Annotated in this window: 22 protein-coding genes, 2 tRNA genes and 1 other annotated feature; of the genes, 4 read left to right on the top strand and 20 right to left on the bottom strand. The window is 42.0% G+C overall.

Annotation, left to right across the window (positions count from 1 at the left end; all coding sequences use genetic code 11):
• Positions 1 to 25: 25 nt before the first annotated feature.
• The 14 genes from DFR58_RS16540 to DFR58_RS16485 form a co-directional block, all read right to left on the bottom strand.
• A complete protein-coding gene (locus DFR58_RS16540; protein WP_114298965.1) occupies positions 26 to 1,480 on the bottom strand; it encodes a beta-barrel domain-containing protein in 1,455 nt (484 codons plus the stop codon).
• The gene (locus tag DFR58_RS16535; protein WP_242987687.1) at positions 1,477 to 3,699 is read right to left on the bottom strand and encodes a peptidase domain-containing ABC transporter; all 2,223 of its coding nucleotides are present in this window, start codon (positions 3,697 to 3,699) and stop codon (positions 1,477 to 1,479) included. Before DFR58_RS16535 ends, DFR58_RS16540 begins: the two co-directional genes overlap by 4 nt.
• A gap of 334 nt (positions 3,700 to 4,033) precedes the next feature.
• Positions 4,034 to 4,177, bottom strand: a complete 144-nt coding sequence (locus tag DFR58_RS21930; RefSeq protein ID WP_207659260.1) for a hypothetical protein — start codon at positions 4,175 to 4,177, stop codon at positions 4,034 to 4,036.
• Position 4,178: 1 nt separating this feature from the next.
• Entirely contained in the window at positions 4,179 to 4,358 is a 180-nt protein-coding gene (locus DFR58_RS16530; protein WP_114298964.1) for a class IIb bacteriocin, lactobin A/cerein 7B family, read from the bottom strand.
• 54 nt (positions 4,359 to 4,412) lie between these two features.
• The gene (locus tag DFR58_RS16525; RefSeq protein ID WP_114298963.1) at positions 4,413 to 4,583 is read right to left on the bottom strand and encodes a class IIb bacteriocin, lactobin A/cerein 7B family; all 171 of its coding nucleotides are present in this window, start codon (positions 4,581 to 4,583) and stop codon (positions 4,413 to 4,415) included.
• A 48-nt stretch (positions 4,584 to 4,631) separates the two neighbouring features.
• Entirely contained in the window at positions 4,632 to 4,772 is a 141-nt protein-coding gene (locus DFR58_RS21925) for a hypothetical protein (RefSeq protein WP_170138195.1), read from the bottom strand.
• 229 nt (positions 4,773 to 5,001) lie between these two features.
• Positions 5,002 to 7,164, bottom strand: coding sequence for a YcdB/YcdC domain-containing protein (locus tag DFR58_RS16520; protein WP_114298962.1), 2,163 nt, complete (start codon positions 7,162 to 7,164; stop codon positions 5,002 to 5,004).
• A 179-nt stretch (positions 7,165 to 7,343) separates the two neighbouring features.
• On the bottom strand, positions 7,344 to 8,633 hold the full coding sequence (locus DFR58_RS16515; RefSeq protein ID WP_242987686.1) for a PHP domain-containing protein: 1,290 nt from the start codon (positions 8,631 to 8,633) through the stop codon (positions 7,344 to 7,346).
• Between the two features lie 27 nt (positions 8,634 to 8,660).
• A complete protein-coding gene (srlD, locus tag DFR58_RS16510) occupies positions 8,661 to 9,455 on the bottom strand; it encodes a sorbitol-6-phosphate dehydrogenase (protein ID WP_114298961.1) in 795 nt (264 codons plus the stop codon).
• Between the two features lie 87 nt (positions 9,456 to 9,542).
• Positions 9,543 to 10,322: a DeoR/GlpR family DNA-binding transcription regulator gene (locus tag DFR58_RS16505; protein WP_114298960.1), complete on the bottom strand. Its 780-nt coding sequence runs from the start codon at positions 10,320 to 10,322 to the stop codon at positions 9,543 to 9,545.
• A gap of 198 nt (positions 10,323 to 10,520) precedes the next feature.
• Positions 10,521 to 12,992, bottom strand: coding sequence for an alpha-ketoacid dehydrogenase subunit alpha/beta (locus DFR58_RS16500; protein WP_114298959.1), 2,472 nt, complete (start codon positions 12,990 to 12,992; stop codon positions 10,521 to 10,523).
• A gap of 30 nt (positions 12,993 to 13,022) precedes the next feature.
• Positions 13,023 to 14,387: a dihydrolipoyl dehydrogenase gene (lpdA, locus tag DFR58_RS16495; RefSeq protein WP_114298958.1), complete on the bottom strand. Its 1,365-nt coding sequence runs from the start codon at positions 14,385 to 14,387 to the stop codon at positions 13,023 to 13,025.
• A gap of 12 nt (positions 14,388 to 14,399) precedes the next feature.
• Positions 14,400 to 15,761, bottom strand: a complete 1,362-nt coding sequence (locus tag DFR58_RS16490) for a dihydrolipoamide acetyltransferase family protein (RefSeq protein ID WP_114298957.1) — start codon at positions 15,759 to 15,761, stop codon at positions 14,400 to 14,402.
• Between the two features lie 202 nt (positions 15,762 to 15,963).
• On the bottom strand, positions 15,964 to 17,229 hold the full coding sequence (locus DFR58_RS16485; RefSeq protein WP_114298956.1) for a zinc-binding dehydrogenase: 1,266 nt from the start codon (positions 17,227 to 17,229) through the stop codon (positions 15,964 to 15,966).
• 268 nt (positions 17,230 to 17,497) lie between these two features.
• Between DFR58_RS16485 and DFR58_RS16480 the strand changes: the two genes are divergently transcribed.
• From DFR58_RS16480 to DFR58_RS16470, 3 genes are all read left to right on the top strand, one after another.
• Positions 17,498 to 18,322, top strand: a complete 825-nt coding sequence (locus DFR58_RS16480; protein WP_114298955.1) for a CPBP family intramembrane glutamic endopeptidase — start codon at positions 17,498 to 17,500, stop codon at positions 18,320 to 18,322.
• Between the two features lie 126 nt (positions 18,323 to 18,448).
• On the top strand, positions 18,449 to 19,582 hold the full coding sequence (gene ytvI / locus DFR58_RS16475) for a sporulation integral membrane protein YtvI (protein ID WP_207659259.1): 1,134 nt from the start codon (positions 18,449 to 18,451) through the stop codon (positions 19,580 to 19,582).
• A gap of 48 nt (positions 19,583 to 19,630) precedes the next feature.
• A complete protein-coding gene (locus DFR58_RS16470; protein ID WP_114298953.1) occupies positions 19,631 to 20,749 on the top strand; it encodes an MGDG synthase family glycosyltransferase in 1,119 nt (372 codons plus the stop codon).
• Positions 20,750 to 20,774: 25 nt separating this feature from the next.
• On the opposite strand, the gene DFR58_RS16465 is transcribed toward DFR58_RS16470, so the two are convergent.
• From DFR58_RS16465 to DFR58_RS16440, 6 genes are all read right to left on the bottom strand, one after another.
• A complete protein-coding gene (locus DFR58_RS16465; protein ID WP_114298952.1) occupies positions 20,775 to 21,290 on the bottom strand; it encodes a glycosyl-4,4'-diaponeurosporenoate acyltransferase CrtO family protein in 516 nt (171 codons plus the stop codon).
• A gap of 115 nt (positions 21,291 to 21,405) precedes the next feature.
• On the bottom strand, positions 21,406 to 21,804 hold the full coding sequence (locus tag DFR58_RS16460) for a pyrophosphohydrolase domain-containing protein (protein ID WP_114298951.1): 399 nt from the start codon (positions 21,802 to 21,804) through the stop codon (positions 21,406 to 21,408).
• 330 nt (positions 21,805 to 22,134) lie between these two features.
• Entirely contained in the window at positions 22,135 to 22,344 is a 210-nt protein-coding gene (locus DFR58_RS16455) for a type II toxin-antitoxin system HicB family antitoxin (protein WP_114298950.1), read from the bottom strand.
• Positions 22,337 to 22,597 carry a type II toxin-antitoxin system HicA family toxin gene (locus DFR58_RS16450; protein ID WP_114298949.1) on the bottom strand — a complete coding sequence of 87 codons (261 nt, stop codon included), beginning with the start codon at positions 22,595 to 22,597 and terminating at the stop codon, positions 22,337 to 22,339. Before DFR58_RS16450 ends, DFR58_RS16455 begins: the two co-directional genes overlap by 8 nt.
• Positions 22,598 to 22,733: 136 nt before the next feature.
• A tRNA-Thr gene (locus DFR58_RS16445) sits at positions 22,734 to 22,809 on the bottom strand.
• Between the two features lie 227 nt (positions 22,810 to 23,036).
• A tRNA-Val gene (locus tag DFR58_RS16440) sits at positions 23,037 to 23,112 on the bottom strand.
• Positions 23,113 to 23,263: 151 nt separating this feature from the next.
• Between DFR58_RS16440 and DFR58_RS16435 the strand changes: the two genes are divergently transcribed.
• Entirely contained in the window at positions 23,264 to 24,004 is a 741-nt protein-coding gene (locus DFR58_RS16435; RefSeq protein ID WP_114298948.1) for a YhcN/YlaJ family sporulation lipoprotein, read from the top strand.
• A 147-nt stretch (positions 24,005 to 24,151) separates the two neighbouring features.
• Positions 24,152 to 24,387, top strand: a binding site (T-box leader).
• The last annotated feature ends 270 nt before the right edge of the window (positions 24,388 to 24,657 follow it).

Genomic DNA, 24,657 nt, shown 5'->3' with positions numbered 1-24,657 from the left:
CCGGCATAAACGTTTTTTCTGTTAATCAATCTCGAAGGCTTATTTTTTCAAGCAGATAATACAATATCTTTTTTGTCCTTGTGATAACCTGCGCTTCGCAGGTCATACCCACTCTGATTTCAGCCATTTTACCCTTATAGCTGTACAGAGGTCTGTTTTCAATAGCCGCATCTACTATATAGTAGCTGACTCCGCCTGTCTGATCAATCTTTGCATCGGTGCCGATATTTTCTATAACCCCCGTCAGCTCCCCATACTCTCTGTACGGAAGTGCCGAAAGGTGGTACTTAATTTGCTGACCCTTTTGAATGTTTGCTATGTCGGAATCCTTCACATATATCTGCACCTTGTACTTTGAATCGGCCGGAGGTACAATGGCTGCCACCTCCGCTCCCGCCTGAAGTAAATCCCCTGTATTAATTTCGTCATATATATTTATTACTCCGTCTATGGGGGCTGTGATACTGCAATCTCTAATTCTCATCTCTATGCTTTCAATGCTGTCCTCCAGCTTTTCTATGCTCTTCTCAAGTAAGGCGGTATCGCTGTCTAGCTGCACCAGAGCATCTATCCTGTACTTTTGCAGATCTATTCCCCCCGTGCCGTGTTCCGTGCTTTTGATGCCTATCTCCAGCTTCTGCAGCAGCTTGGAATTTTCATCAATGTCAATGTCAATGCCCAGTAAAAACTCTCTCTTATACTTTTCCACATCCATCTCGGCACTTTTTAAAGCCTTTAAAGCATTATCAATTTCCATTCTGCTGGAAGCCCCCGATTCGTACAGAACCTCGACATTATCATAGTCTGCCCTTTTCTGTACTATAACATCCTCCAGCCTCTCGATATTCAGGAGATAGCTCTTATACTTTGTATAATATATACTATCCCTCTCGGCAAAAAGATCCCTGTTCTGCTTTACACACTCTCTAAGTGTATTGAGTCCGTTATTTTGGTCCAAAATGCCTTTTACGCTACTGCTGTCAATGTTGGCCTGCTTGGTCTGAACCTCCAGATCGGTTATGTATTTTAAATACCTGTTGTAGTAGGTCTTTTCTTCTTGCAAGTCAGGATTAAAATAGTTTTTTTCATCCACAATACTCTTCTTTAGCTTTATTGTATTCTTAAGCTCTTCCCTTGCCTTATCAAGCTCCTTTACGGCGGTATTCCTTTCCAGCTCTAAGCTCATATATTCGATTGTAAACAGGATATCCCCCTTTTTAACGCTTTTTCCCTCCTCAAGAAAATTTTTATCCACCTTTCCGTCTACCTTATTTTTTATACTGCTTATTTTTTCATTTGGCCTTATGACTCCATTTGCTTTGACATAATCGTCTATTTCTCCAAAATATGCCCATATCGCAGCCCCGACAATTATTGCTATGAAAATGTATATGAAGCCGTTCACAAAAGGATGCGGCCCAGACTCCATGAGCTCCCTGCTCTCCGTTATATCACTTATTTCCTGTATAACCGTTTTCATTGCCCATCCTCTCCCCCTTCCCTCGATGCGGCAGCCTCTCCCCTTGCAATGTCAGGAAGCTGCTCCTTCCACAGGTTGTAGTATATTCCCTTTTTATTCATAAGATAATCATGGCTTCCGCTCTCTGAAAATTCCCCCTTGTCCATAACATATATTTTATCGCAACGCATAATGGTGCTGAGCCTGTGAGCTATTATAAAGGTTGTAATTCCATCGGTAAACTCATTTATTGTCTTTTCTATGGCCTTTTCGGTAATAGAGTCCAAATTGCTGGTTGCCTCGTCCATTATGAGTATGTCAGGCTTCCTTAGTATTGCCCTGGTAATAGCCAGCCTTTGCTTCTGCCCTCCCGACAGGTTTGCACCGTTTTCTTCAAGCATTGTGTTATACCTTAGGGGAAGGTCATTTATAAAATCATGAGCCTTAGCCATTTTTGCCGCGTCTATTATCTCCTCCATAGAGACATTTTCAGTGCCCAGACAAAGGTTATCTCTTATTGTCCCGCTGAAAAGAAAGATGTCCTGAGATATGTATGCTATTCTGTCTCTTAAGCTTTCAATATTTATATCTTTAATATTATAGCCGTTTATTAATATATCTCCCTTTTCCCAGGGATAAAAATTCATTATCAGCTTGACAAGCGTGGTCTTGCCGGAGCCGCTTTCTCCCACAAGCGCGATCTTATCACCCTGCGCCACATTGAGGCTTATGTTCTTTAGGACAAGCTGCCTTGTGCCGTACCTGAAATCTACGTTTTTAAATTCGACAGCTCCCTTTAATGATGAGGGGTTGACCTTTCCGTCCTCATTCCCTGTTTTCTCAAGCTCAAGGTCAAGTATCTCCCCCAGCCTGTCGGATGCCACTATAGCAGTCTGCATCATAGGCTGAAGGTTTATAAGGTTTTGAAGAGGATCAAGAAAATAGGCCAGCAGGGCGTTAAATGTAAGGAGCTGCCCCACCGATATTTCCCCCTTCATAACATTATACGTCCCCGCCCATAGTATTATTATTCCTCCAACTGACGCAATAAAGCCGGTAAGTGAGGATTGAAAATTTCCTATCCATCCCCCCTTGAATACCGACCTCAACAGCTTGATAAATTTCTTTTCAGTGTTTATATTGACCTCACCCTCAGCATTAAACGCCTTTACCGTTTCAATTCCATTGAGGGATTCCACCAGATATGAGGTAAGCTGAGAATTATCTTCCATCTGCTCCCTGTTAATGTCTCTTATGGGCTTGTTGAAGGCAAATACGATAATGGCATACATAACCACCATAACCACGGTAATACCGAAAAGCACAGGGCTTTGCGCATATAGCATAACTCCTGCGGCAACCGCCATAAGCGTGTCTATCATGATAGTCAAGGTGGCTCCCGATATTGCTTCTCTTACTTTGGAGGCATCCATAAATCTGGAAATAATCTCTCCTACCTTTCTGGTTCCGAAAAAGCTCATGGGCAGCTCAAGCACGTGCCGGTAGTATCCAAGAATTAAGGATATGTCAAGCTTCTGGCTAAGGTACAAAAGAAGGTGCGCCCTGAAGGCATTGAGTATTATCTTAAACAGGTTTAAAGCCACTACCCCTATAGATATCACCAGCAGGCTTTTTCCCAAATTGTACGGAAGTATGTCGTCCATTAAAAACTTGAAGTAAAACGAGCCCAATATTCCAAGCACAGTATAAACCAAAGAAGCCAGAAAAATATTAAAAACCAGTTTTTTCTGGGGCCTCAGCAGCCCAAAGAATCTGGAAAATATACCCTTGGTTTCATCTCCCTTTTCAAATTGTGCGCCGGGAACCATCAAAATCAGTACTCCTGTCCACATTTTAAAGAATTCTTCAGGCGTATACCTTACCAAGCCCTTCCCCGGATCTGCAACAAGTATTTGCTTTTTATCAATCCTATGCAGCACAACATAGTGCAGAAGTGAGCCGTCAACCACCACATGTGCAATGGCAGGGAGGGGAAACTCACTGAAAAAGTTTTCCTGCGTTCCCTTTACTCCCTTGGCGGTAAAGCCCAGCTTTTGAGCGGCCTTTATCAAGCCATAGGCATTTGTGCCCATCTTATCAGTTCCCGCCACCTCGCGTATTTTGGTTATGGGAATTTTAAGCCCGTACTGCTTTGATATTGTAGCAAGGCACGCCGCCCCGCAATCGGTAATGTCATGCTGCCTGATGCAGATATATTTTTTAAATATGCCTTTAATCATTAGTACCCATCCTCCGGTGCTTTACGGAAAACTTTCAGATGAGAATTTTGCCATAAAGATAATTTTAAAAATCGCCACAATAACTGAATAAATTATCCAGCTTCATAATTTCCTACATTTTATTCTATATATTACCTGAATCATAGTCAATATAATTTTTAAGGTATAGGCTTTTTCATTGTTCTTCAAGCAGTCTGATATATTTAAGCTGCCAAAAACATTAAAACAAATGCCGCAGACCAAAAACATCTGCGGCATTTGTTTTAAATTATGCAGTTGTTGAGTTAAACATTAACACCTTGTTTGCAGGAAGCTACTCTTTGGTTACAGGCCGCTAGCCATGCTTTATGTAATAGACAAATCTTCCTATTGAGTCTCCTATTTTTAAAGCAATCAACAGCTCAATAGAAAACGCTATTACTATTAATGAAACCTTAAAAAACGGATACTCGTTTATAAATCCAATTATTGCATTCATATTATTTCGCAGCATTTCTTTTTGCCTCATTGTATCCTACTATAGCCCCTACGACAAGACCTCCGACAAATACTGCTCCTACAACTACTCCTGCAACAACCAAAGGCGCAACGCCTCCCTGCACATCTAATTGCTCGCCCTCAGTCAATTCTGAGAACCCTTTTACTTCTATTAAATTCATTGTAACAAAACCTCCTTTAAATTAAAAACTAAATGAGTAGAATAATAGATAGCTTTACTTGTGAGTAGCATAGTAAATAGCCTTACCTATGTACTCTCCACACTGGCAGCCCAGATAAAATACTCCTCCTACCGCTGCAACAGCCCCTGCCGCTGCAAGTATGGGAATTACCCCCCCGTTTACGTCGCACAGTTCTTCATCTCTAAGCTCTATAAAACCTGTCATTTTTACACCTCCTCTCTCTTTTAGATTTTTTGAAGGAAATCCTTACGCTTAATGCCTTACATAGTAAACCAATTCAGCTATAATACTGCCTATGCCTTTACCTGCCGAATAAATTAATGCAATGGAAAATATTATAATTATTACGTAAAATACCGGATACTCGTTTAAAAATTTAATAACTCCGTTCAAAAGCCTATGCACCTCTTTATATTACCTATAAATAACACCTCAAATTTCTGTATATAATTATATTTTTTGTATCGTTTTATGTTTATTATATATATTCCCCTAATTAATTTCAATGTTATTTGTTTTGTTTATATGTAAAATTATTGTAAGGCCTAGCTGTGAAAAGTACAAAAAAACGGCCTTCCTTTATATAGGTGAGGCCGTTTTTTATTTATCGTTTTATATTACATCAAGCCATCAGGTAGTTATAAATCATTACGGCTGCCTGTGCTCTTGTGAGGAGCCCCTTAGGCCCGAAATTTCCGTCGCTTCCTTTCGCTATCCCCATTCCTTCAGCTATGGCAATATACCCGATAAGATCTGCGCTTGCCTTATCAATGTCTTTAAAGCTGCTCTTGAATATTCCCTTAAGCTCTGCTACCCTGTCATATTTCATGGCCCTTATTATATACTTTACGCCATCCTCTTTGGAAACGGCAGACTTAGGAGCCTTTTCAGACTTCTTCAGCACTCCTTCCCTTATCAGGAAGCTGTACATGGCATCAATGTCGGCACTGCTGCTGTCACTGGTTACATTAGCTCCATGGTAATTCAACGTCTTGCAAAGCAGCGTCATAAAATCCAGCTGTGTAATGCTGCTGTCCGGCTTAAACTCAGGGCCCTGCAGCGACACTCCATATTCACTAAGCACCATGATTTCCTTTTTATTTGCGTGCGTATCTATATCTGTGTATTCCACAGGCTTGTTTTCCTTGAACTTTTTGCCGTCATAGTCCAGTATATCGCCGGTACGTGAATCCAGATACTGCGGCTTGCCCAGCTTAAGTGAATAAATCAGCTTAACCTCAGCGTTGGTATTCCTCGGCATGCTGCTCTTTAAATAATCTACTTCGGAGTATTGTGCCTTATACTGCAATTCAAGGCCTATATCAGCAAACAGCCTTTCATATGCCTTGTCAGTTGAAAGCACGTTGCTTACACCGGGGAAATCCGAATTTGCCCCGAACCAGCTCATATTAAATCTTGTAATTTCTCCGTTTACTGCATCATATCCCGCGCTTATGGAATTGTCCGGGATTTGAATTCCGTTTACCTTTCTTGTATAGCTAAAGCTAAATTCCTTAGCGTCATTGTCTGCTTCCTTGTACACAGGGTAATATATTTCGCTGTCCTCATTATACTCAGTCTGCTTAAATTTTTCAGGCGCAAGCTCTCCCAAAAATTTTTCCACAGCCTTCTTTGCATCATCCTTGCTGTATTTCGCTTTATCAGCTTCATTATAAGGCACATTCCTGTCAAAGCTTATTATTTCACCTGTTTTCGCATTTATCGAAGCCGACGCATAATAATACCTCTCATTGCCCTTTTCAGAATTTTTTGTAAATTTAAGGTACCATATGTATTGCTGCCTGTCTGGCCAGCTTTTAGAGAGGTTGGCATTTGTGAGCTTGTATTCGTCAGTCAGCTTTAAAGGCTTTATTCCCTTTGCCGTCTCAACCGCTTTTTCCTGACTTATAAGTCCCGACATGTCCTGCACCGCGTTAATTTCATCCGGGGTAAGCTGTACCTCCCCTGCAACCATTGCAGCTTCTTTGGTTGCTGTATCATATTCGCCTCCTCTTCCAAATGCTCCGTAATACATGTCGTTAAGCTGTATCTTCTCTCCTGTGAACGCGTCAATAGCAAAGATATCACTGTATTTAGGAGTGTATACCGAGTAAAACTTGAGCTTTTCACCCTCTGAGGTATACCTGTAGACAAGTTTTAGCCCCAGCTTATCAACGTAAGCCTTTTTAGCAGCATCCATATCTATCTTTTTGCCCGCACCGGGGAAAGCAAGCTCATCCGACCAATTGATATAATAGCTTCTTACCTCTCCCGTATCTGTATCCACACTTAAGTTTACATTATTTTGGTAAAATGGTATTCCCTTTACAGTCCTCACATAATTAAAATAATAAGAATACTCCTTAAAAGAGCTATAATTGTTTTCCTGAAGCTTAAGCTGCGAAAGTACCGAAGGGTTTACATTCTTTATAAACTCTTCCGCCTTTACCTCCGCCTCCTGCCTGCTTAGCTTGGGAAACCTCCTCTTTGAGTGATCCACAGGCACGTATTTGTCATAGCCTAAAATGGCACCATCCTCACTGACAGTTACGCTTATTCTTCCGTCTTCTCCTGTCTTGCTGCTCCAATTGAGGTTCCACACTTTTTTGCCGTTATCTATGTAGCTCTCGGGTGTAAAAATATAGTTTGCAGGAATACTGAATTTTTCTCTCGCGGCAGTAATAGCCTTCTCAAGTCCTTTATCCTCTGCTGCAAAAGCCTGTAGCGGTATCATGGCCGCAAACAGCATAATAACCGTCAATAGCAAAGCAATTTTTTTCTTCAACGTATTACACCTCTTTCTTAGTTTAATTTGGTTTGTAATTAATTAGACTTATGTTTATGCTTAAAGTTCCTCAAAAATTAACACAGTGTGAAATTTTTTCATTATTTACGCAAAAAAGCACTGTCCCTGTGTATTTCGCGGACAGTGCTTACGCTTGCGATTGTATTTTACTTTTCTGCCTAAAGGCCTCCCCGGCCTATATTCTTATATATTTCGATTCTCTGATTAATCTTGGGATATTTTTCTATCGTCTGAGCGGAAAACATACCGTTTTCCAGTGCTTCGGCAGCCGCTCTTTCATGCCCTATCAAAGCCCAGGTGGAATCTATAAGATTTTTAAATTCCTCATTTCTTAACGCACTGCATACGAACGACTGTCTGGGAGAATTAATATCCTCTCCGCTTATCTCAAAAAAGCCGAATTCTCCGCACAATTTTTTCAGCCTTTTAAGCTGAACTATGGTGTTCCTTGAAGGCATATACGTCACCGCATGGAATCCAAGCTCCTTTATAACCTTAAAAAGCAGCTCCAGGTACTCATCCTCAAACCTCTGGCTCTTTTTATCCCCCGTTACCGAATCCCCCACATCGCCAAGATATGCATATGCCGCAATTGCCCCTATTCTGTTGCACAGTGCGATTACTTCTTCCACAGGAGGGCATTCCAAAGCAGCGTCTATATAAAAGTGTGACACAAGCTCTCCCTTAAGCAGCCCCAGCAAATCATAATCATAATAAGGATTATTTCCGTCAGTCAAAAGCCCCAATATCTTAGAGCTTATTTCCAGCTTCAATTTATCCTTTAAAAAGGCCGTCAGTCTCTCACCCTTCCCAAACAGCTCTATAAGCTTTTTAGAAAGACCGAAGAGAATATGTCTTTCAGTTATGCTTCCCCCTTCGCTGCTTTTGGACAGGGGTATTATATCCTCTTCAAAGCTTAATTTAATGTCAAAGTCCCGCAGATAAGAATTAATCCTTTCAAGCATCAAAGCATTACGCTTGTTTCTCTCCCTTGCAAAGGGGGCAAAGAAATCCTTTACCACACCAATCTGTGTGTGCGGAATGCCATGAATGGCCATATATGCTATCGAGGTCTGGTCGGGGTTGTTAATCCTTCTGCCCTTTAAGGGAGTGCCGGAGAAGTCAACCCTGCACTCTGCTCCTATGGTAGTTGCCATTCCTGCAATACTTCCGGCCTCTATAAATTCCTCCGCACCGCTTATTGAATCATGATCCATAATTCCCACCGTTGTAAGCCCTGCGTTAAATGCCATCCATATTGCCTTTGAGGGAGAATATGGGGAAAAGGAATAAATTGTGTGTATATGATTATTTACATCATTTCCTTTTACAGGCCGAGGCAGTTCTCCCATATTAACGGCATCTATAAGATTTTTGAGGCTCGACAGCCTTACATTGACATTGTTATCATTCAAAAGCTCAATATCCCGCAAATATCTATCACTCATAGCGTCCTCCAAAGAATATTCCGTATGCTATCTCATTTCCTGCCCGCCTGTTACGTTAATGGCCTGCCCTGTCATATAGGAGGCCTGATCCGATGCCAGAAACACCATTGCATTGGAAATGTCCTCATACTCACAGCTTCTTCCTAACGGAACCTGACTTAAATACTTTTGCCTTACCTGTTCCTCTGTTATTCCCTGATTGGCCGCATATTGCTTGAAAAGACTGTTGGGTCCGGAATTCCAGAGAGGTGAATTTAAGAGATTTCCCGGGCAAATTGCGTTGACTCTTATTCCGTATTCCGCAAGCTCAAGCGCCAAACTCTGTGTGAGGCCTATGCCCCCGAATTTTGCCGCGGCGTATGCAGAATTTTTATACGAGCCCTTTTTGCCCGATTTGCTGTTTATCTGTATAATATTGCCCTTCTTATTGGGAATCATTGCATTGGCTGCCGCCTTTGCACAAAGGAAATATCCCACAAGGTTTACATCCATCATTTTGCGCCACTGCTCATGTGGAAACTCAACTGCCGGCTTTGCGATAAGTATTGCCGCATTTGACACAAGCAAATCAAGCCTGCCGTATTTTTGAACCGCAGCATCTGTCATTGCCTGCACCTGATCCTCGTCGCATACATCCACCCTCACGGCTGTTGCATCGCAAAGCCCGTCCGCAACTTTTTGCGCCGCATCCAGATTTATGTCAGCCACAACAACCTTGCAGCCTTCGGCATCAAGCCTCTGAGCCAGAGCCTCCCCAAGCCCCTGAGCTCCGCCTGTGACAATTGCGACCTGCCCTTTTAGCCTACCACCAGTCTGACACATATAATACCTCCTAAATATCTTGATATCTTGATATATTGATATCTTGGTAATTTGCTTTTTATTAACTGCATAAACTGCTCTGAATATTTAAACAATTTCTATCCTGAATTTCTTTGTCTCCTCCTCCAATTCAGCCGAAAGAGGCTTATCACACACCCACATGTTCAGATCCTCAAGCCCGGCATACGTAAAGGGCAGATCCTTATTAATCTTACTGCTGTCCATCAGCATTATAACCTTTTTTGCCCGCCTTACCACTTTCCTTTTGAGCTCGCATTCATAGATATTTGAAATTGTAAAGCCGCTGTCTATTGAAAAGCCCGATGCAGACATAAACGCAAGGTCGATATTTATTGTGCCCAGCAAATCCATAGCATTAGGCCCTGAAACCGACAGCGTATTCCTGTTTACCAGCCCACCAAGCGTAACCACAGAGATCCTGCTCTTTTTCACAAGCTCAAGTGAGATGTTTATACCGCTGGTCAATATGGAAAAATTGTCATCCTTAATCATTTGGGCCAGACACATAAGCGTGCTGCCAGAATCAAAATAGACAGATCTCCCCTTTTCAACCATTCCGCAGGCCTTTTCGGCAATCCTCATTTTGGCCTCCATGTTTTCAGCAGCCCTTCTTGAGTAAGCATCCTCCTCACCGCTTATTCCCGACAGCTTTTTCTTGCTGACAGCTCCCCCGTGTGTTCGAATAAGGTACCCGTCACCCTCAAGGCTTATTAAATCTCTCCTTAAGGTCATCATTGATATAGCCGGAAAGATGATCTTCAACTGCTGAAGCTGGATTTCTCCTTTGTTTTCAAGTATCTGCAATATCTGCTGCTGCCGCTCATTAACCACGCAATCACACTCCATAATATTAACCGTCTATGCCATGGGTTTATGCCGGAATAAAGGCTTTAAGGCAAGATTAAGGTCAATATAATCTAATTTATTCCATATAATATGTTAACATTACTTAACCCGAATCTCAACCTTAATATTCAAAATACGCCCGATAAGCCAAAGCAAGGCAAAAACATTTTTGGTGCGGAGTCTGTTTAAAGCATTAAGCTATATCCCTGCTTTGCTTATTCTCATCTGCTCATTTACAGTAAAATTATTTTTTGCAGTATGTCCCTTTAAAGGTACAATTTTTTCATGTATCGCGTCAATTATCCACTCTGGCTGCGGAAAGAAATGCTCCTCAAGCTCATGAGCAGGAGTAATCCAGTTTTTTGCCCCCACTACAACCGGAGGTGCGTCTAAGTGATCAAATGCCATCTCACTTATGTTTTGCGCTATGTCCTTCAAATGCGAGCCTCTTTCACACGCATCGCTGGACAGCACAATTCTTCCCGTTTTTTTCACCGACTCAATAACCTTTTCATAGTTAAAGGGCACTATTGATCTTGCGTCTATAACCTCGGCGGACATGCCGTACTTTTCCTCAAGTATCTTGGCGGCGTTCATGGCAGTGTAAAGGGTAGCGCCTATTGTAAGTATGGTAATGTCGCTGCCCTGCTTTTTAATATCAGGCTCTCCAATAGGTATCTCGTAATAGCCCTCGGGCACCCCTTCTGAGTGGAACATCTCTCCTATGTCGTAAAGCCTCTGGCTTTCAAAGAATATTACAGGGTCCGTCCCCATAAGCGCGCTGTTCATAAGCCCCTTTGCATCATACGGAGTGACGGGGAATACAACCTTCAGCCCCGGTATATGCGCGCACAGCGATGTCCAGTCCTGTGAATGCTGGGCCCCGTATTTGGAGCCTACCGAAACCCTTACGACGGCAGGCATTTTCAGCACGCCAGCGCTCATCGACTGCCATTTGGAAAGCTGGTTGAATATCTCATCTCCCGCTCTTCCCAAAAAGTCGCAGTACATCAGCTCGACAACCACTCTCCCTCCACACAGAGCATACCCTACAGCCGATCCTACAATAGCCGCCTCTGAAATGGGAGAATTAAAAAGCCTGTGATAGGGAAGCGCTTCGGTGAGCCCCCTGTATACCGCAAAGGCTCCTCCCCAGTCCCTGTTCTCCTCTCCATATGCTATCAGCGTGGGGTCTGTGTAGAACTTGTCAAGCATTGCTTCAAAAACAGCATCTCTGAACTGGTAAACCCTGTTCTTGGAAACAGGCTTTCCGTTTTCAATGCCCACCCTGATTTTTTTCTTTATCTGCTGTACCCTTGGGTTTTCTTCCTTGGAGATCAACACATCACATTCCCTGTCCTCCATTTTTTCAACACGCTGGTTTGAAAACATCAGCCCCGAAATGCTGTCCGGCCTTTTCATGAGATCCATTCTTGGAGAAACACTGTCATCCACCGCAAGCTTGCATACTTTAGTCATAAGCTCTCTTACATTTTCCCCAATGGCGTCAAATTCCTCTTTGGCCGCAACCCCTGCTTTAATGAGCTTATTCATATACTCTTCCAGAGAATCGTTCCCGGCCCACAGCTCGATTTCCTCCTTGCTCCTGTAGCTTGACGCATCCGAAGGGGAATGTCCTGTGGTTCTATAGGTGAGGGTATCCAGCATTACCGGCCCATTCTTTTCTTCCAGTATCTTTTTCTTTCTCTTTATTGCATCTATAACAGCCAGAGGGTTGTACCCGTCTATTCTTTCAGAATGCATCTGTTCCGGGTTTACTCCCGCTCCCACTCTTGCAAGCATGTTGTAGCCCATAGTCTCTCCTGTCGTCTGCCCGCCCATGCCATACTGGTTATTGAAGAAGTTCAGTATAAATGGAAGTCCTCCTTTATGCTCACCCTCCCAAAGCAGCTTATACTGGTCCATCGCAGCCATGCAAAGAGCTTCCCACACCGGCCCGCAGCCCATTGAGGCATCGCCTATGTTAGCAATTACTATTCCCTTTTTGCGGTTTACCTTCTTGTACAGCGCGGCTCCCACAGATATGTCGGCCGAGCCGCCTACTATGGCGTTGTTGGGATAAATTCCGAAGGGGGTGAAGAAGGCGTGCATAGATCCCCCCAGACCTTTATGAAAGCCCGTTTCACGTGCAAAAATTTCAGCCAGGGTACCGTATACAAGGAAATCTATCGCAAGCTCCTTTACGCTGCCCTTGTTCTTTTGTTTTCCTTCAACAACTCTTAATATTGCCCCGTCGAAAAAGCTTTCCATTATTTCAAGCAATTCTTTGTCGCTAAGCTTTTCAATGGCCGAAAGCCCCTTTGCAAGAATTTCTCCGTGGCTTCTGTGCGATCCGAATATATAATCGTCCTTGTCAAGCAAATATGCCTGTCCTACCGAAGAGGCCTCCTGCCCTGTTGATAAGTGTGCAGGCCCGGGATGGTTGTATTGAATGCCATTATATTCGTTTGTAGTTTTTATGGCGTTCAGCATGGTCTCAAATTCCCTGATAACAGCCATATCCCTGTAAATTCTTAAAAAATCCTCAGTAGAAAAATTCTCCTTTTCCTGATCTATGGTTTTTTCATACTGGTTTACGGGGATATCCTTAAATATAATCTTTCCGCTTTTCCTCACTTCACTGGGGTCAATAAACTGCGACTTTGGCATAATGAAAACCTCACTTTAATAATTATATAGTTAAAGCTCAAATATTCCTTCTCTTATAACCTCACAGACAGTCGGGTGAGGGAATACCACTTCCTTTATATCCTTCACCATCATCTCTGTTTCTATCATAATACCTGCTCCGTAAATAATTTCGGAGGCATAGCTCCCTATCATATGGACACCAATAAGCTTTTTATGCTTTTTGTCCACTATAATCTTGCATATTCCGTCTCCGCCGTCATTTTCAGCGACATACCTTCCGCTGTACATCATTGAGATTTTAGCGGCCTCGTACTCAATTCCCTTTTGCTTTGCAGTCTCCTCCGTCTCACCCACGCAGCCCACCTCGGGGTTTGTGTATATGACCGATGGAATGGCATTATATCTCATGATATCCTTTTTGCCCAGGATATTGTTTATACAAACCTCTGCCTCACGGTATGCGGTATGCGCCAGCATAGAGCGTCCGTTTACGTCCCCTGCCGCATAGACCTCGGGAATATTGGTTTTGCCCCTTTCATCGGTTTTTATGCCTCCCATTTCAAGCTCTACACCTATTGTCTCAAGCCCAAGGCCCTCGGTTACAGGCCTTCTTCCTATACTCATAAGCACCCGTTCGGCAGGGGAAGACAGCCTTTCGCCGTTGCACTCGTATACCACCGAGCCGTCCTTTACCTCAACCACCCTGCAGCCCAGCTTGAATTCAATTCCCTTCTTCTCGTAATTCTTCATGAGAATTTCGGAAATCTCCCTGTCTGTATAGCCTCCTATGCGGTCAAGCATTTCAATTATTGTTACTCGGCTTCCCGCCGAGTTGAAATAAGAGGCCATTTCCAGCCCTATTACTCCCCCTCCTACAATTACGAGAGATGATGGCACCTCGTTGATGTCCAGTATTTCTCTGTTGGTCATAACGGTGCCCTTTTCCATACCCTCCCTTACCCCCGGAATGGAAGGTATTACAGGCATGGAGCCTGTTGCAACAAGAAGCCTTTTCCCTGTGTATAATTGGTCATTCACCTTTAGCTGGTAGCCCTCGGGGCTCTTGCCGCAAATACTTCCATTTCCCTCAACAACGGTAACCTTATTCTTTTTAAGCTTGCTCTTAATTCCCGATACAAGAGTTTTTACAACCTTGTTCTTCCTTGCAATAACAGCTTCATGGTTAAAAACTACGTTTTGAGCCGTAACACCATATTTCTCGCCGTGCCTGGCATAATCCAGCACCTTCGCGGAATACAAGAGGGCCTTTGAAGGTATGCAGCCCTCGTTAAGGCACACCCCCCCCACAAATCTTTTTTCAACCAGAAGGGTATTGAGCCCCGCATGTCCGGCTCTTTCAGCCGCCAGATATCCTGCGGGGCCGCCGCCTATCACAATCAAGTCATATACCATAATATTCTCCCCTTATTTTGCAAGCAAAATGCTGAAATTTTCAAGGCCCGCCTTCAAATCCTGAAGGAACCTTGCTGCCGGTGCTCCGTCAAGCGCCCTGTGGTCAAAGGTCAGGGATAATCCCATTGCGGGATAGTATACATACTCTCCCTTTACCTCTCTCGCCCTCTGTATAATGGTGTTGATGCCTAAAATACCTGTCTGAGGTGCATTGAGCACAGGAGTGAACGACTCTATATCCATGGTTCCCAGATTCGTTATGGTAAAGCTGCCTCCCTTAAGAAGGTCGGGGTTTACAGTGCCCTTCTGGCACTCCTCGGCTATTCTTTTGACCTCTGAAGATATTTCATTCAACGATTTTAAGTTTGCATTAAACACTGTCGGAACCATAAGACCTCTCTCGGTATCAACAGCCACTCCCAAATTAACATTATTGAAATAGAGCATCCTGTCATCTAAGAAATGTGCATTCAAATCCCTGTGCCTTAAGATTGTCCTCGATACGGTATAGAGTATTATGTCATTTAAGGTTATATTTTCAAGCTTAAGCCTATCCCTGCCTTCCTTAAGCTTTTTTCTGTATGCAAGTATTTCGGTTGCGTCAAAGGAAGTATTCAAGGTTAACTGGCAGGTCGAGCTTATAGAATGGTGCATTGCCTTTGCAATCACTTTTCTTATATTAGTCAACTTTACTTCCTCATAATCAGGCCTTGCCTCACTGCTCCGCACAGGCGCTCCCGCCGCGGCATGTGCCGGAGCGCTTAAGTCTGCCGTAGTAATCCTTCCCCCCAGCCCCGTACCTGACGGAAGCTGCACTCCCTCCGTATTCATGTACTCATTTCTGGCAGCAGAGGTTAAAACAGGGCCATTTTCTCTTAGGTAAACAATATCCCTCTCAATAATCCTTCCCTGAGGGCCCGTCCCGCCGGCAAGCCTGTAGTCAACCCCCGCCCTTTGGGCCATATTTCTGGCTCTGGGAGAAATTTTCAGCTCCCTGTCCCCATTAGGTACAGCCCCAGTATTTAGGTCAGGCACTTCCTCACCCTCATACTCTTTTTTTACCTCCGCACTATCCTTCTTGTCTTCCTCCTGTCCCGGCTGTCCGGCATTTGGATTAAACTCATCAACGCTTTCTCCTTCATTTCCTATTACACATACATTAACAAGGCACGGAACATCATCGCCCTCTTCAAAAAAGAGCTCCAGCAGAGTCCCTCCTATCTTGGCCTCTTCGTCAAAGGTGGCCTTGTCTGTCTCATACGTGAACAGAATGTCTCCCGGCTGCACCTTATCACCCTTTTTTTTGTACCACTTAGCTATAATACAGCTTTCTACCGATTGCCCCTGTCTTGGCATAATTACTGGTGTTGCCATATTTACCCCCTTCTTGCGGCTGCATATTTCAATTGTTATTTTTAACAAACAACCATTTAAATATGTAGATTAGCTCTTTAAAAATGTCATAATATAAATACAGACGTTAGTTTCGTGATAAAATGTAACATTTTATAGTTAAATATTATCATTGTGTGTCTGTTATGTCAACATTAAATTAATGCCGTGCATGTAATAAGCATCATATGGCTTTTGCATTGCTCAAAAGATACTTTTCCGCTTCGGCACACCATAGCCCATTATTTCCGGCTACTATTTCATTCAAGCCCGCAAGCAGGGGGTCGCTCTTTCCTTTTTCCGCAAAATCCGCTATAGCGGTTAACGGCATATCTATGTTGGTATATATGAGCTTTTTGCCTCCGGGTATTTTAGGGAGGTTTAGCGTTGTCTCAACCACAGAATTAAGGCCCCCGATATGAGTAATCATTGACGACGGGTTAATGCTTCCCCCTGCCATCATGTCCAGCGATTCTATCATATCCTGAGTGTTTCCCCCGCTGGTACCTACAACATGGGTGGAATTGTAGTGTACATTGTAAAAATTGAACTCTGCCGAAAATGCCGTATTGCTTGGGCCTGCAAAGAAATTCAGACACCCGTCATGACCAAGTATTTTATCCCCCATTTCCACAACAGGCTTCACCGGGGCAAATACCATAACATCATCGTATCCCTTCCCTCCCGTAAGCGAAAGCAAGTACTCTTCAGGGTTATTAGAAGATACGGTATTTACATATATAAGCTCTACCCCATTCTTTTTTGCATCCTCCACGGTGTATATGGAGCCCGCCCTTTCCAGCCTGGCAGCATCAATGTCGGTTACCACAAGCAGCCCGGGCTTCCTGTCGCAGTGCAGGGCATAGTCTATTGCCCCCAGCCCCATAGGCCCCACACCCGCAAGTATGGCCATATTTCCGCCTTCCTTTATACCCATGTTATGAACATAGCTCCCCCCCGTGGTGTGGTAATTGGCATGGAAAGTACCCACTATGCATGACATAGGCTCTGATAAAGAGCCGTAAAAGTATGCATCCCCCTTATAGTTCAGCAGACATCCCAGCTCCATTACTTCATTGGGTATAACGATATAGGTAGCACTCCCTCCTATATATTTAAAAGAATATCCCGGTGCTGCGTATGGGTCATCCTTTTTATTCATGGCAGGCTGTATTGAAAACTTGTCGCCCGCCTTAAACTGTTCCTTCCACTTTGCCCCCACCTCCACAATCTCTCCGCAAAACTCATGTCCTATAATAATGGGATTGCGGTCAATATCGTTCGGAACCCTCTTGTGATCGCTTCCCTGTATAGAGGCCTTATAAGAGGACATACAAATGCTGTCGGAAATAATGTGCGCCAGTATCTCATCTTCCTTTATCGGAGGAAGCTCAAATTCCTCCAGCCTTAAATCATTTTTTCCGTATAATCTTACCGCTTTTGTTTTCATTTTTATAACTCCTCCCAAATAAACTGCCTACATTATAATGCTGATTTTATAAGTGTAGTATACTTAATAAAGATGATGTGAAAAACGTTGTGTCATATGTTCTATTATAACATATTCGCGATAGCTTTTGTCATTATTTTTATAAAATAACACAACAGATAGAGCAGAAAAAATATGGGTGAATTTTCATTGACAATTAAAAGAATACATGTAAAATTAATATAACGGGCAGAATGTGAATATACATACTAAAGGAGGCTTGAAATAAATGAAATATTTAAAGATGTCGGCCTTTATACTGCTTTATCTGGGAGTCTACTTTATACTTCAAAGCTATCTTGGAGGTATGGCAGGCTTGTTCTACAGCATAAAGGCAATTATCCAGAATCCGTTAAATATTAATCCTAACGAAATACTTGAGCCTGTACTAAAGAATACGGTATTTATACTTATCTTAGCTTCCGCGGCTTCTTTCTTTATATACTGGGGTGCATTCAAGCTCAGAAAGGAGAACTTTTTCGCATTTTGCGGCTTTTCTGGCATAAGTAAGAAAAATATATTCTATAGCTTACTGCTGGGATTGTCTCTGGTTCTTCCGGTAAATTTTTTTGTATCCTTGTTGTCTATAGATAAGCTCTCTCCTGACGTACAGAATATGTTCAAAATAATTTTTGAGGACAACTCTGCATTTATGCTTTTACTTGGAATAGGAATCGCTGGTCCTGTTATTGAGGAAATAATTTTCAGAGGACTTATCCTTAAGGAATTGTCCAAAAACATGTCCGCTGTCCCTGCTGTCATAATTCAAGCGTTGCTTTTCGGGATATACCACCTAAACCTCACTCAGGCAATATATGCGTCGGTTCTTGGAATAATACTGGGGGTGGTATGCTTATGGACCCGTTCAATATGGAGCGCGATACTTATACATGTATTCTACAACAGCTCAAGCGTTATACTGAGCAAAGTACCCGGTCTTGAAGCCTACTCGTTAGGTCATGCACTTCCCATAGTGGCAAGCTCTGTCATTGCACTGGCAGCACTTTCCACCGTATTTATAAACAGAAGAAACCCTATCACTCCTAACTCTTAATTTTTTGTTAACTATGTGTCAAGCCTTCTATATCGCCTTGACACGCAATATATATTTTGATAACATTACTGTACTGTCAAGGCACGGGAGGCCTGTCAGACTGCATGGTCTGCCAGAACAATACTTTTGTTTGATAAAGGAATTAATTTAGCTATGGGTGAATTAAAATTTTTTTTCAAGAAACATTTAAAGCTGATTTTAATGATTGTTTGCGGAGCCGTAGGAATTTTAATATTATATAAGCTGCTGCCCTATTTTGCCCCGTTTATTGCGGCACTGATTTTTTCCTTTCTCATGGAGCCGTTAATATCATTATTAATGAAGAGGCTGCGCCTAAAGAGAAAGGTGGCGGCATCCTTAAGCCTCTTGGTGATGATCGTAGGTATCGCATTCATAGTTTATGGAATTATAATAAATCTCATCAAAGAAGTAAAGGGTCTGCTCAACAGCTTGCCTGGATTGGCAAATGACCTTACAAACAATATTAATCCCCTGATAGACAGTCTTAATGAAATTCTTCTGTGGATACCTAAAGAGCTTTCTACAAACCTCTATGACATACTTAAGCAACTCACAAGCTCAATATCAGTCATGCTCGAAGCTATTGTGAAGGGCGTGTACTCCACTGCGGCATCTCTTCCGCAGATACTGATTTTTGTTATAATTACAATTCTGGCCACCTTCTTTTTTGCCAGCGATAAGGATAAAATTTCCTCGTTTATACGTTCTTTTTTACCGGGAGATTGGATAAACAAATTCATCACATTTAAAAATGATATGCTAGCCTCTGTCTTTAAGCTTTTGCAGGCTTATATAATAATTCTTCTCATTACAATGACGGAGCTGTGGATCGGCCTGTCAATCATAGGGATTAATTATTCGCTTCTGCTTGCAGTTGCAATCGGAATTATAGACATTCTCCCCGTGCTTGGCACAGGCACGGTGCTTATACCTTGGAGTATTTACTCTTTCGTGTCTGGGGATGTTCGGACGGGAGCCTCACTCATTATTCTTTACTTTATAATACTTATTGTACGCCAGATACTGGAACCCAAAATAATAGGTCAGCAAATAGGAGTACACCCTCTGGTCACTCTTATGTTTATGTATGTAGGGCTGCAGCTGGCGGGCGTTGCAGGGCTTCTTTTAGGTCCTATTGTGCTTCTCATGATTAAAATCATACTGCCCGGCATATTCACCGGCCAGAGTCTCCGGCAGGCTTTCTCTTCAAAAATAAAGCCTAAAGATGCGGAAGATTGACATACAATTCATTAATTTACTTAAGATATTCAAAGGCGGGAGAACCCAATGGGAGGAATTCTTTTTATTTCGTCATATAATACCGGCTATGGACACATAAGCATTACGGAGTCTGTTCGGGAGCAGCTCACGCTCCTCAGCCCATCTACAGAAGTACACGAGGCGGATGCTTTTATGCTCGGAGGAAGGGTTTCATACACAATGAGCAGGCTATATAACAAGGTGGCCGTCAATGCCCCGTTATTATGGAAAATATTCTATGGCTTAGGCAATATATTTCCTTCATTAGTAAAATATTTTTCCGCACAGAGCATAAAAAAGAAATTTACAGAGCTTATTAACAAAACCTCCCCCAGGCTAATAGTGGTAGTACACCCCGCATACGTCGGGTCTGTTATGGATCTTGTGGAGGATATGGGCATAAAAGCACCGGTTGTGTCCATGGTGGCGGATTTGGATAACATCTCACACCTGTGGGCCGATCGCAGGTGCTCGTACACCCTATGCCCTACAGAAGCTTCCAGAAGCACCTTGCTCAAGCTTTCAATCGCGGATGAAAAAATTAAGGTTTTTGGATTCCCTGTAAGAGACAGGTTTAACCATTTTGACCCTTCTGGCAGCTCCGAAGCTTTAAGAGGCATTTCGCACAAGGAAGGACTGACGTTTCTTATCATGAACGGAAGTCAGGGCTTAAAAAGTGTAGAGAAAATATCCAGAATTCTTCTGCGGTTCTTTACCTGCAGGGTTATTATTCTTTCGGGCAACAATGCAAAGGTCAAAAACTCTCTGGAAAAATCCCTGCTGCCTGAGTTTGGCGGCAGAATAACAATTCATGGCTTTGTTAAAAATGTAGAATACTATATGTCAATTTCGGATATTCTTATCATACGTGCAAGCCCCAATGTCCTTATGGAAGCTGTAAATTTGTGTAAGCCCGTCATCGTCACCGGTTCATTAACAGGCCAGGAGGAAAAGAACCCTGATTTTGTGGAAGACAACAACCTTGGAGTAGTATGCCGCGATATCAATACACTTCCCGACATCGTAAACGGGCTGCTTTGCAACAACGGAAGCAGGCTGAACGAAATTTACAGACACCAGATAAGCTTCAGGAAGACATGCGCCGCCAAGGATATTGCCCAATTCCTTCTAAGTATAGCTGAATAAAGCAACTCAATAGCAACCGAATGCCTTACCTCTCATTCACGGCGCAAAATTGAGTTACATTATCCATATGCTTTATAATTTGCAGTATTCGGGGTCTGTTGTACCTCTGAATTATGATATACGGCAAATTTAACACAACGGCAACCAACAGCATCGTAAAAAATGTATTAAAGTCATTAAATACCCAGAACAGAAAAGTGGAAAAAATGATTGTCCAGTGTGCCAGCTCCGACTTGCAGCATTCCGCCAGGTACCTTGACAAATATTCCTTTGAATATTCAGGTATATGCTTTTTAGGGAAAACAGACTTTATAAAGTCATTCAACTCAATCAAATATTTTTTCCAGCTCTTTACCTTCAGCAGCCGCTGATAGATCAGGCCTTTTTTTTCCCATTTTCTTTCACGCAAAAGCCAGTTCTTACAGCTATACATCTCTTTTGGGATTTTTTCGCATATATATGTTATAACAATAGACATAAGAAAAAAAATAACAATATTAGCAAAAAAATTTTTTAAATATACCCACTTAAAAATTTTCATATTTTGACTCCTATAATTTATGCTATATATTATGTATAGATACACTATATTATGAGGTATATATTTAGGACAGGTATTTTATAAGACAGCGCACGCACGTCTGTTTTTCACGCCCTTAAGTAATTTTTTTGCTTTGAAAATCTATTTCCTTTTTAATGTCATTGTACGGATCTGTCCAGCCCGCGGGTTTAATTGTCTTTCCCTGCTCATTATAGTGAGGCTTACCGTCAGGCCACAGCTTTCTCATGTTTGCACTGTGAACAATATCAAACACATTTTCAGGCTTAACTCCCATTTCAACCATCGTGCCTACCGCAAAATAAATCAAGTCAATCATTGCATCAGCCTGATCATAAATATTATCCGATTCCTTAAACTCATTTATTTCCTCAAGCATCCAGTCATATCTCTTTCCCACCCGATCCTCATTCAGCAGAACAGGCTTCTCAGAGACAGGATGTCCAAATTTCTCGTGAAACTCTCTCACCTTTATCCAAGTGTCATCCAAGCTCATTTTTCGACTCCCTATTAAATAATTTTTCATTTTTCAGCTACCTACAATGTAATCCTTAACATAGATTATATATAAAAACCGGCACTATGTCATTATTTTATTTATTGATTATTTGCTCCCGTCTTATATTTATCCGCCTGAAGGTTGAACAGATAAGCATAATGCCCCATTGTCATAAGCTCTGTAAAATTTTTGCTTGATAGAGGCTTTGGTAGTATTGCTTGTGGCCTGATATAAAAACAAAGCACCAAGAGCTTTTATTCTTGATGCTTCCAAGGCTTAAATTTAGATGTGATTTTTATGATTAACATGCCTGAAGTACAGCCTGCCTTATGCAAAATTCAACCTTCCTTTGGGGTCTGGAATTTGCCTGCCTAAAAGCTTTGCAGTTTCTATCCATTCTTCTATGACTGTTTCTATATTTCTTAAAGCTTCAAAATAGGTCCTGCCGTCGGAAGCACAGCCTGCCAATTCAGGTGCTTCAGCAATATATGCTTCATCATCTTCGCTCCAATAAATAATAATTTCATATTTATGCATCTATGGCTCCTCCCATCTTATATTTTAAAATTATATGTCGTACTTGTTTAACCTGATATGGCTTAGCCCTCGAGCCATCCGGCTGAATATTAATTATTTCAGCTATCCCGTCTTTATAAAAAATATGGTGGCTTCCCTTAGTTCTTACTTTAAACTCAAAGCTTTTCAAAACCTTGCAAAGATCATTAAAATCTATATAATTATCCTTCGTCCCACATAATATTTTTATTAATATCTTTTCAAATTGACCCATTTTGTTGAGCCTCCCACAATTATTATATCATCTATTGATAAAGTATAAAATATGATTTTGACTCTTTGCAGTAAAATTTTTATACCTATTCTCCCGAAAGCAAAAAGCCCCTCAAAACTTTTATTTTGAAGGGCTTTGGAGCTGGTGGACGGAATCGAACCCCCGACCTATTGATTACAAGTCAATTGCTCTACCTGCTGAGCTACACCAGCACAAATTCAAACTGTTAAATTATAATAAAAATTGCCTTTTTTAATAACATAAAAGCAGTTCTGCTTCCGACACTATGATAGTATAACAGGTGCCATGGGCTGTGTCAATATTTAAATTTAAGAATTGCTGCCTGATTTTATTAATTTTTTTGAGCCCTCACAGTGCATTCAAATCCAATAACAAAAATAAAGAACCCAAGGCTATATTCCTTGAGTTCTCTTGTCTATGGTGGGCACTATAGGGCTCGAACCTATGACCCCCTGCTTGTAAGGCAGGTGCTCCCCCAGCTGAGCTAAGCGCCCCCAACACAAATTTTATGTCTGGGTTATATTATAATACTTATTTCATGTACAAGTCAACTGTTTTTTTAATCAAAAATTTAACTTTGATAAAAACATATATTTTGAGAAAAATATTTTTGAAGTAAAAAATTATTATGAGGAGGTTACGTAAATGAGGTTCAAAAATATGGGTTCCAGCATCTTTACAATAGGTACGGTGATGATGGCATTGGCACTAACCGGTTGCAATATGACAGGTACAACACCTGCAAACCCCAATTCGGCAAATAGGATGGGACAGATAGCCGGTACAGACCAGCGCCCCTATAATGGCACAGGTGCTAATGGCATAGGTACTAATGGCATAGGTGCCAATAATACAGGTACTATTGGAGGCATAGGTGCCAATAGGAGGATTACTCAAACACCAGGAAACAACGCATTCATTGACACCAATCCGGGTTCAGGCATAGGCACAAGGACAGGTCTGAGAAACAACACCAACAATACGGGCCTTGGCGCAGGAATGCTCAACGGTAATACAGGCACAGGAAGAAATATGAACAATACACAAACAACCTCCTTTGATCAGGCAAAGGCTACCGGCATATGCAACCAATTGGAAAAAATGAATGGAATAAGGGATGCAAATGCAGTAGTAAATGGAGATACCGCAATTGTAAGCTGCAAGGCCAGTAATCCCTATACTGATATAAATGCCATGAGAGACACCATTGTAAATAGGGTAAAGCAATTTGACAGCAGTATAAGAAATGTAGTATTGACTGACGAAACAGACGCTGGTACAAAAATTCAGCAGCTTGCAAATGATATAACAAACAATAGGCCTGTCAACGATCTAAGGGCTAGATTCAACCAGATGATGCAGGAAATGGGCAGGGCAACAAGGTAAATCAAAAAGAGGCCGTGAGCCTTCAAGCAGGGCTGCAGGCCTCTTTTCTAATACTGTACTTCCGGTCTTTGGTTCTGTTTAAGCTCATCTTTGTTAAAAACTGTTGAAAACCCGACGCATTTGTGGTAGAATCACAGAAACAAGTATCTAAATACAATGAACGGGAATAGTAAAAGGAGTTAGGAGTTTTACAGAAAGCCGGAAATGATGAAAGCCGGTAATTCCATACCTTTGAACTCGCCCGGGAGTAGCTGCCCGACATATTTGAAAGGGTGAGCCGGATTTCCCCGTTAAAGGAATGTGCGGCATTTGTGCCGTCAGAGGTGGATTCCTTTATATAAGGGATCAAGCAGAGTGGTACCGCGGATTATCCCGTCTCTTTATCAAGAGGCGGGTTTTTAATATGCCGCAGTATTTTTTTAGATATATATTTAGCAATAAAGATTTTACATGGAGGATATAATTTGATGTAAGAAATTTTTTTGACCCGTAAGGAATACATCTAAGAAAAGCGCCTGATGGCAGACCCTAGAGACATTTCCCCGCAAGGCGTCTTGAAGACTCTTAGAGTCTTACGTTGTAGTTAAAAATTTCTGTAAGCAATTATATCCTCTATGTTTGTAAAATCTTTATTGCACCCTATATAGCAATAT

Source organism: Anaerobacterium chartisolvens (assembly GCF_003337415.1).
In the GTDB taxonomy this organism is placed as follows: Bacteria; Bacillota; Clostridia; order Acetivibrionales; family DSM-27016; genus Anaerobacterium; species Anaerobacterium chartisolvens.
This window is presented reverse-complemented; position numbering and strand designations above follow the sequence as displayed.

Coding starts and splice junctions, on each gene's coding strand:
- DFR58_RS16540 (WP_114298965.1), bottom strand. CDS start 1,480: ATGAAAACGGTTATACAGGAAATAAGTGATATAACGGAGAGCAGGGAG.
- DFR58_RS16470 (WP_114298953.1), top strand. CDS start 19,631: ATGGGAGGAATTCTTTTTATTTCGTCATATAATACCGGCTATGGACAC.
- DFR58_RS16530 (WP_114298964.1), bottom strand. CDS start 4,358: ATGAATTTAATAGAAGTAAAAGGGTTCTCAGAATTGACTGAGGGCGAG.
- DFR58_RS16465 (WP_114298952.1), bottom strand. CDS start 21,290: ATGAAAATTTTTAAGTGGGTATATTTAAAAAATTTTTTTGCTAATATT.
- DFR58_RS16435 (WP_114298948.1), top strand. CDS start 23,264: ATGAGGTTCAAAAATATGGGTTCCAGCATCTTTACAATAGGTACGGTG.
- DFR58_RS16515 (WP_242987686.1), bottom strand. CDS start 8,633: ATGAGTGATAGATATTTGCGGGATATTGAGCTTTTGAATGATAACAAT.
- DFR58_RS16500 (WP_114298959.1), bottom strand. CDS start 12,992: ATGCCAAAGTCGCAGTTTATTGACCCCAGTGAAGTGAGGAAAAGCGGA.
- DFR58_RS16450 (WP_114298949.1), bottom strand. CDS start 22,597: ATGGGTCAATTTGAAAAGATATTAATAAAAATATTATGTGGGACGAAG.
- DFR58_RS16505 (WP_114298960.1), bottom strand. CDS start 10,322: ATGGAGTGTGATTGCGTGGTTAATGAGCGGCAGCAGCAGATATTGCAG.
- srlD (WP_114298961.1), bottom strand. CDS start 9,455: ATGTGTCAGACTGGTGGTAGGCTAAAAGGGCAGGTCGCAATTGTCACA.
- DFR58_RS16535 (WP_242987687.1), bottom strand. CDS start 3,699: ATGATTAAAGGCATATTTAAAAAATATATCTGCATCAGGCAGCATGAC.
- DFR58_RS16460 (WP_114298951.1), bottom strand. CDS start 21,804: ATGAGCTTGGATGACACTTGGATAAAGGTGAGAGAGTTTCACGAGAAA.
- DFR58_RS16455 (WP_114298950.1), bottom strand. CDS start 22,344: ATGCATAAATATGAAATTATTATTTATTGGAGCGAAGATGATGAAGCA.
- DFR58_RS16485 (WP_114298956.1), bottom strand. CDS start 17,229: ATGAAAACAAAAGCGGTAAGATTATACGGAAAAAATGATTTAAGGCTG.
- DFR58_RS16525 (WP_114298963.1), bottom strand. CDS start 4,583: ATGACAGGTTTTATAGAGCTTAGAGATGAAGAACTGTGCGACGTAAAC.
- DFR58_RS21930 (WP_207659260.1), bottom strand. CDS start 4,177: ATGAATGCAATAATTGGATTTATAAACGAGTATCCGTTTTTTAAGGTT.
- DFR58_RS16480 (WP_114298955.1), top strand. CDS start 17,498: ATGAAATATTTAAAGATGTCGGCCTTTATACTGCTTTATCTGGGAGTC.
- lpdA (WP_114298958.1), bottom strand. CDS start 14,387: ATGGTATATGACTTGATTGTGATAGGCGGCGGCCCCGCAGGATATCTG.
- DFR58_RS16490 (WP_114298957.1), bottom strand. CDS start 15,761: ATGGCAACACCAGTAATTATGCCAAGACAGGGGCAATCGGTAGAAAGC.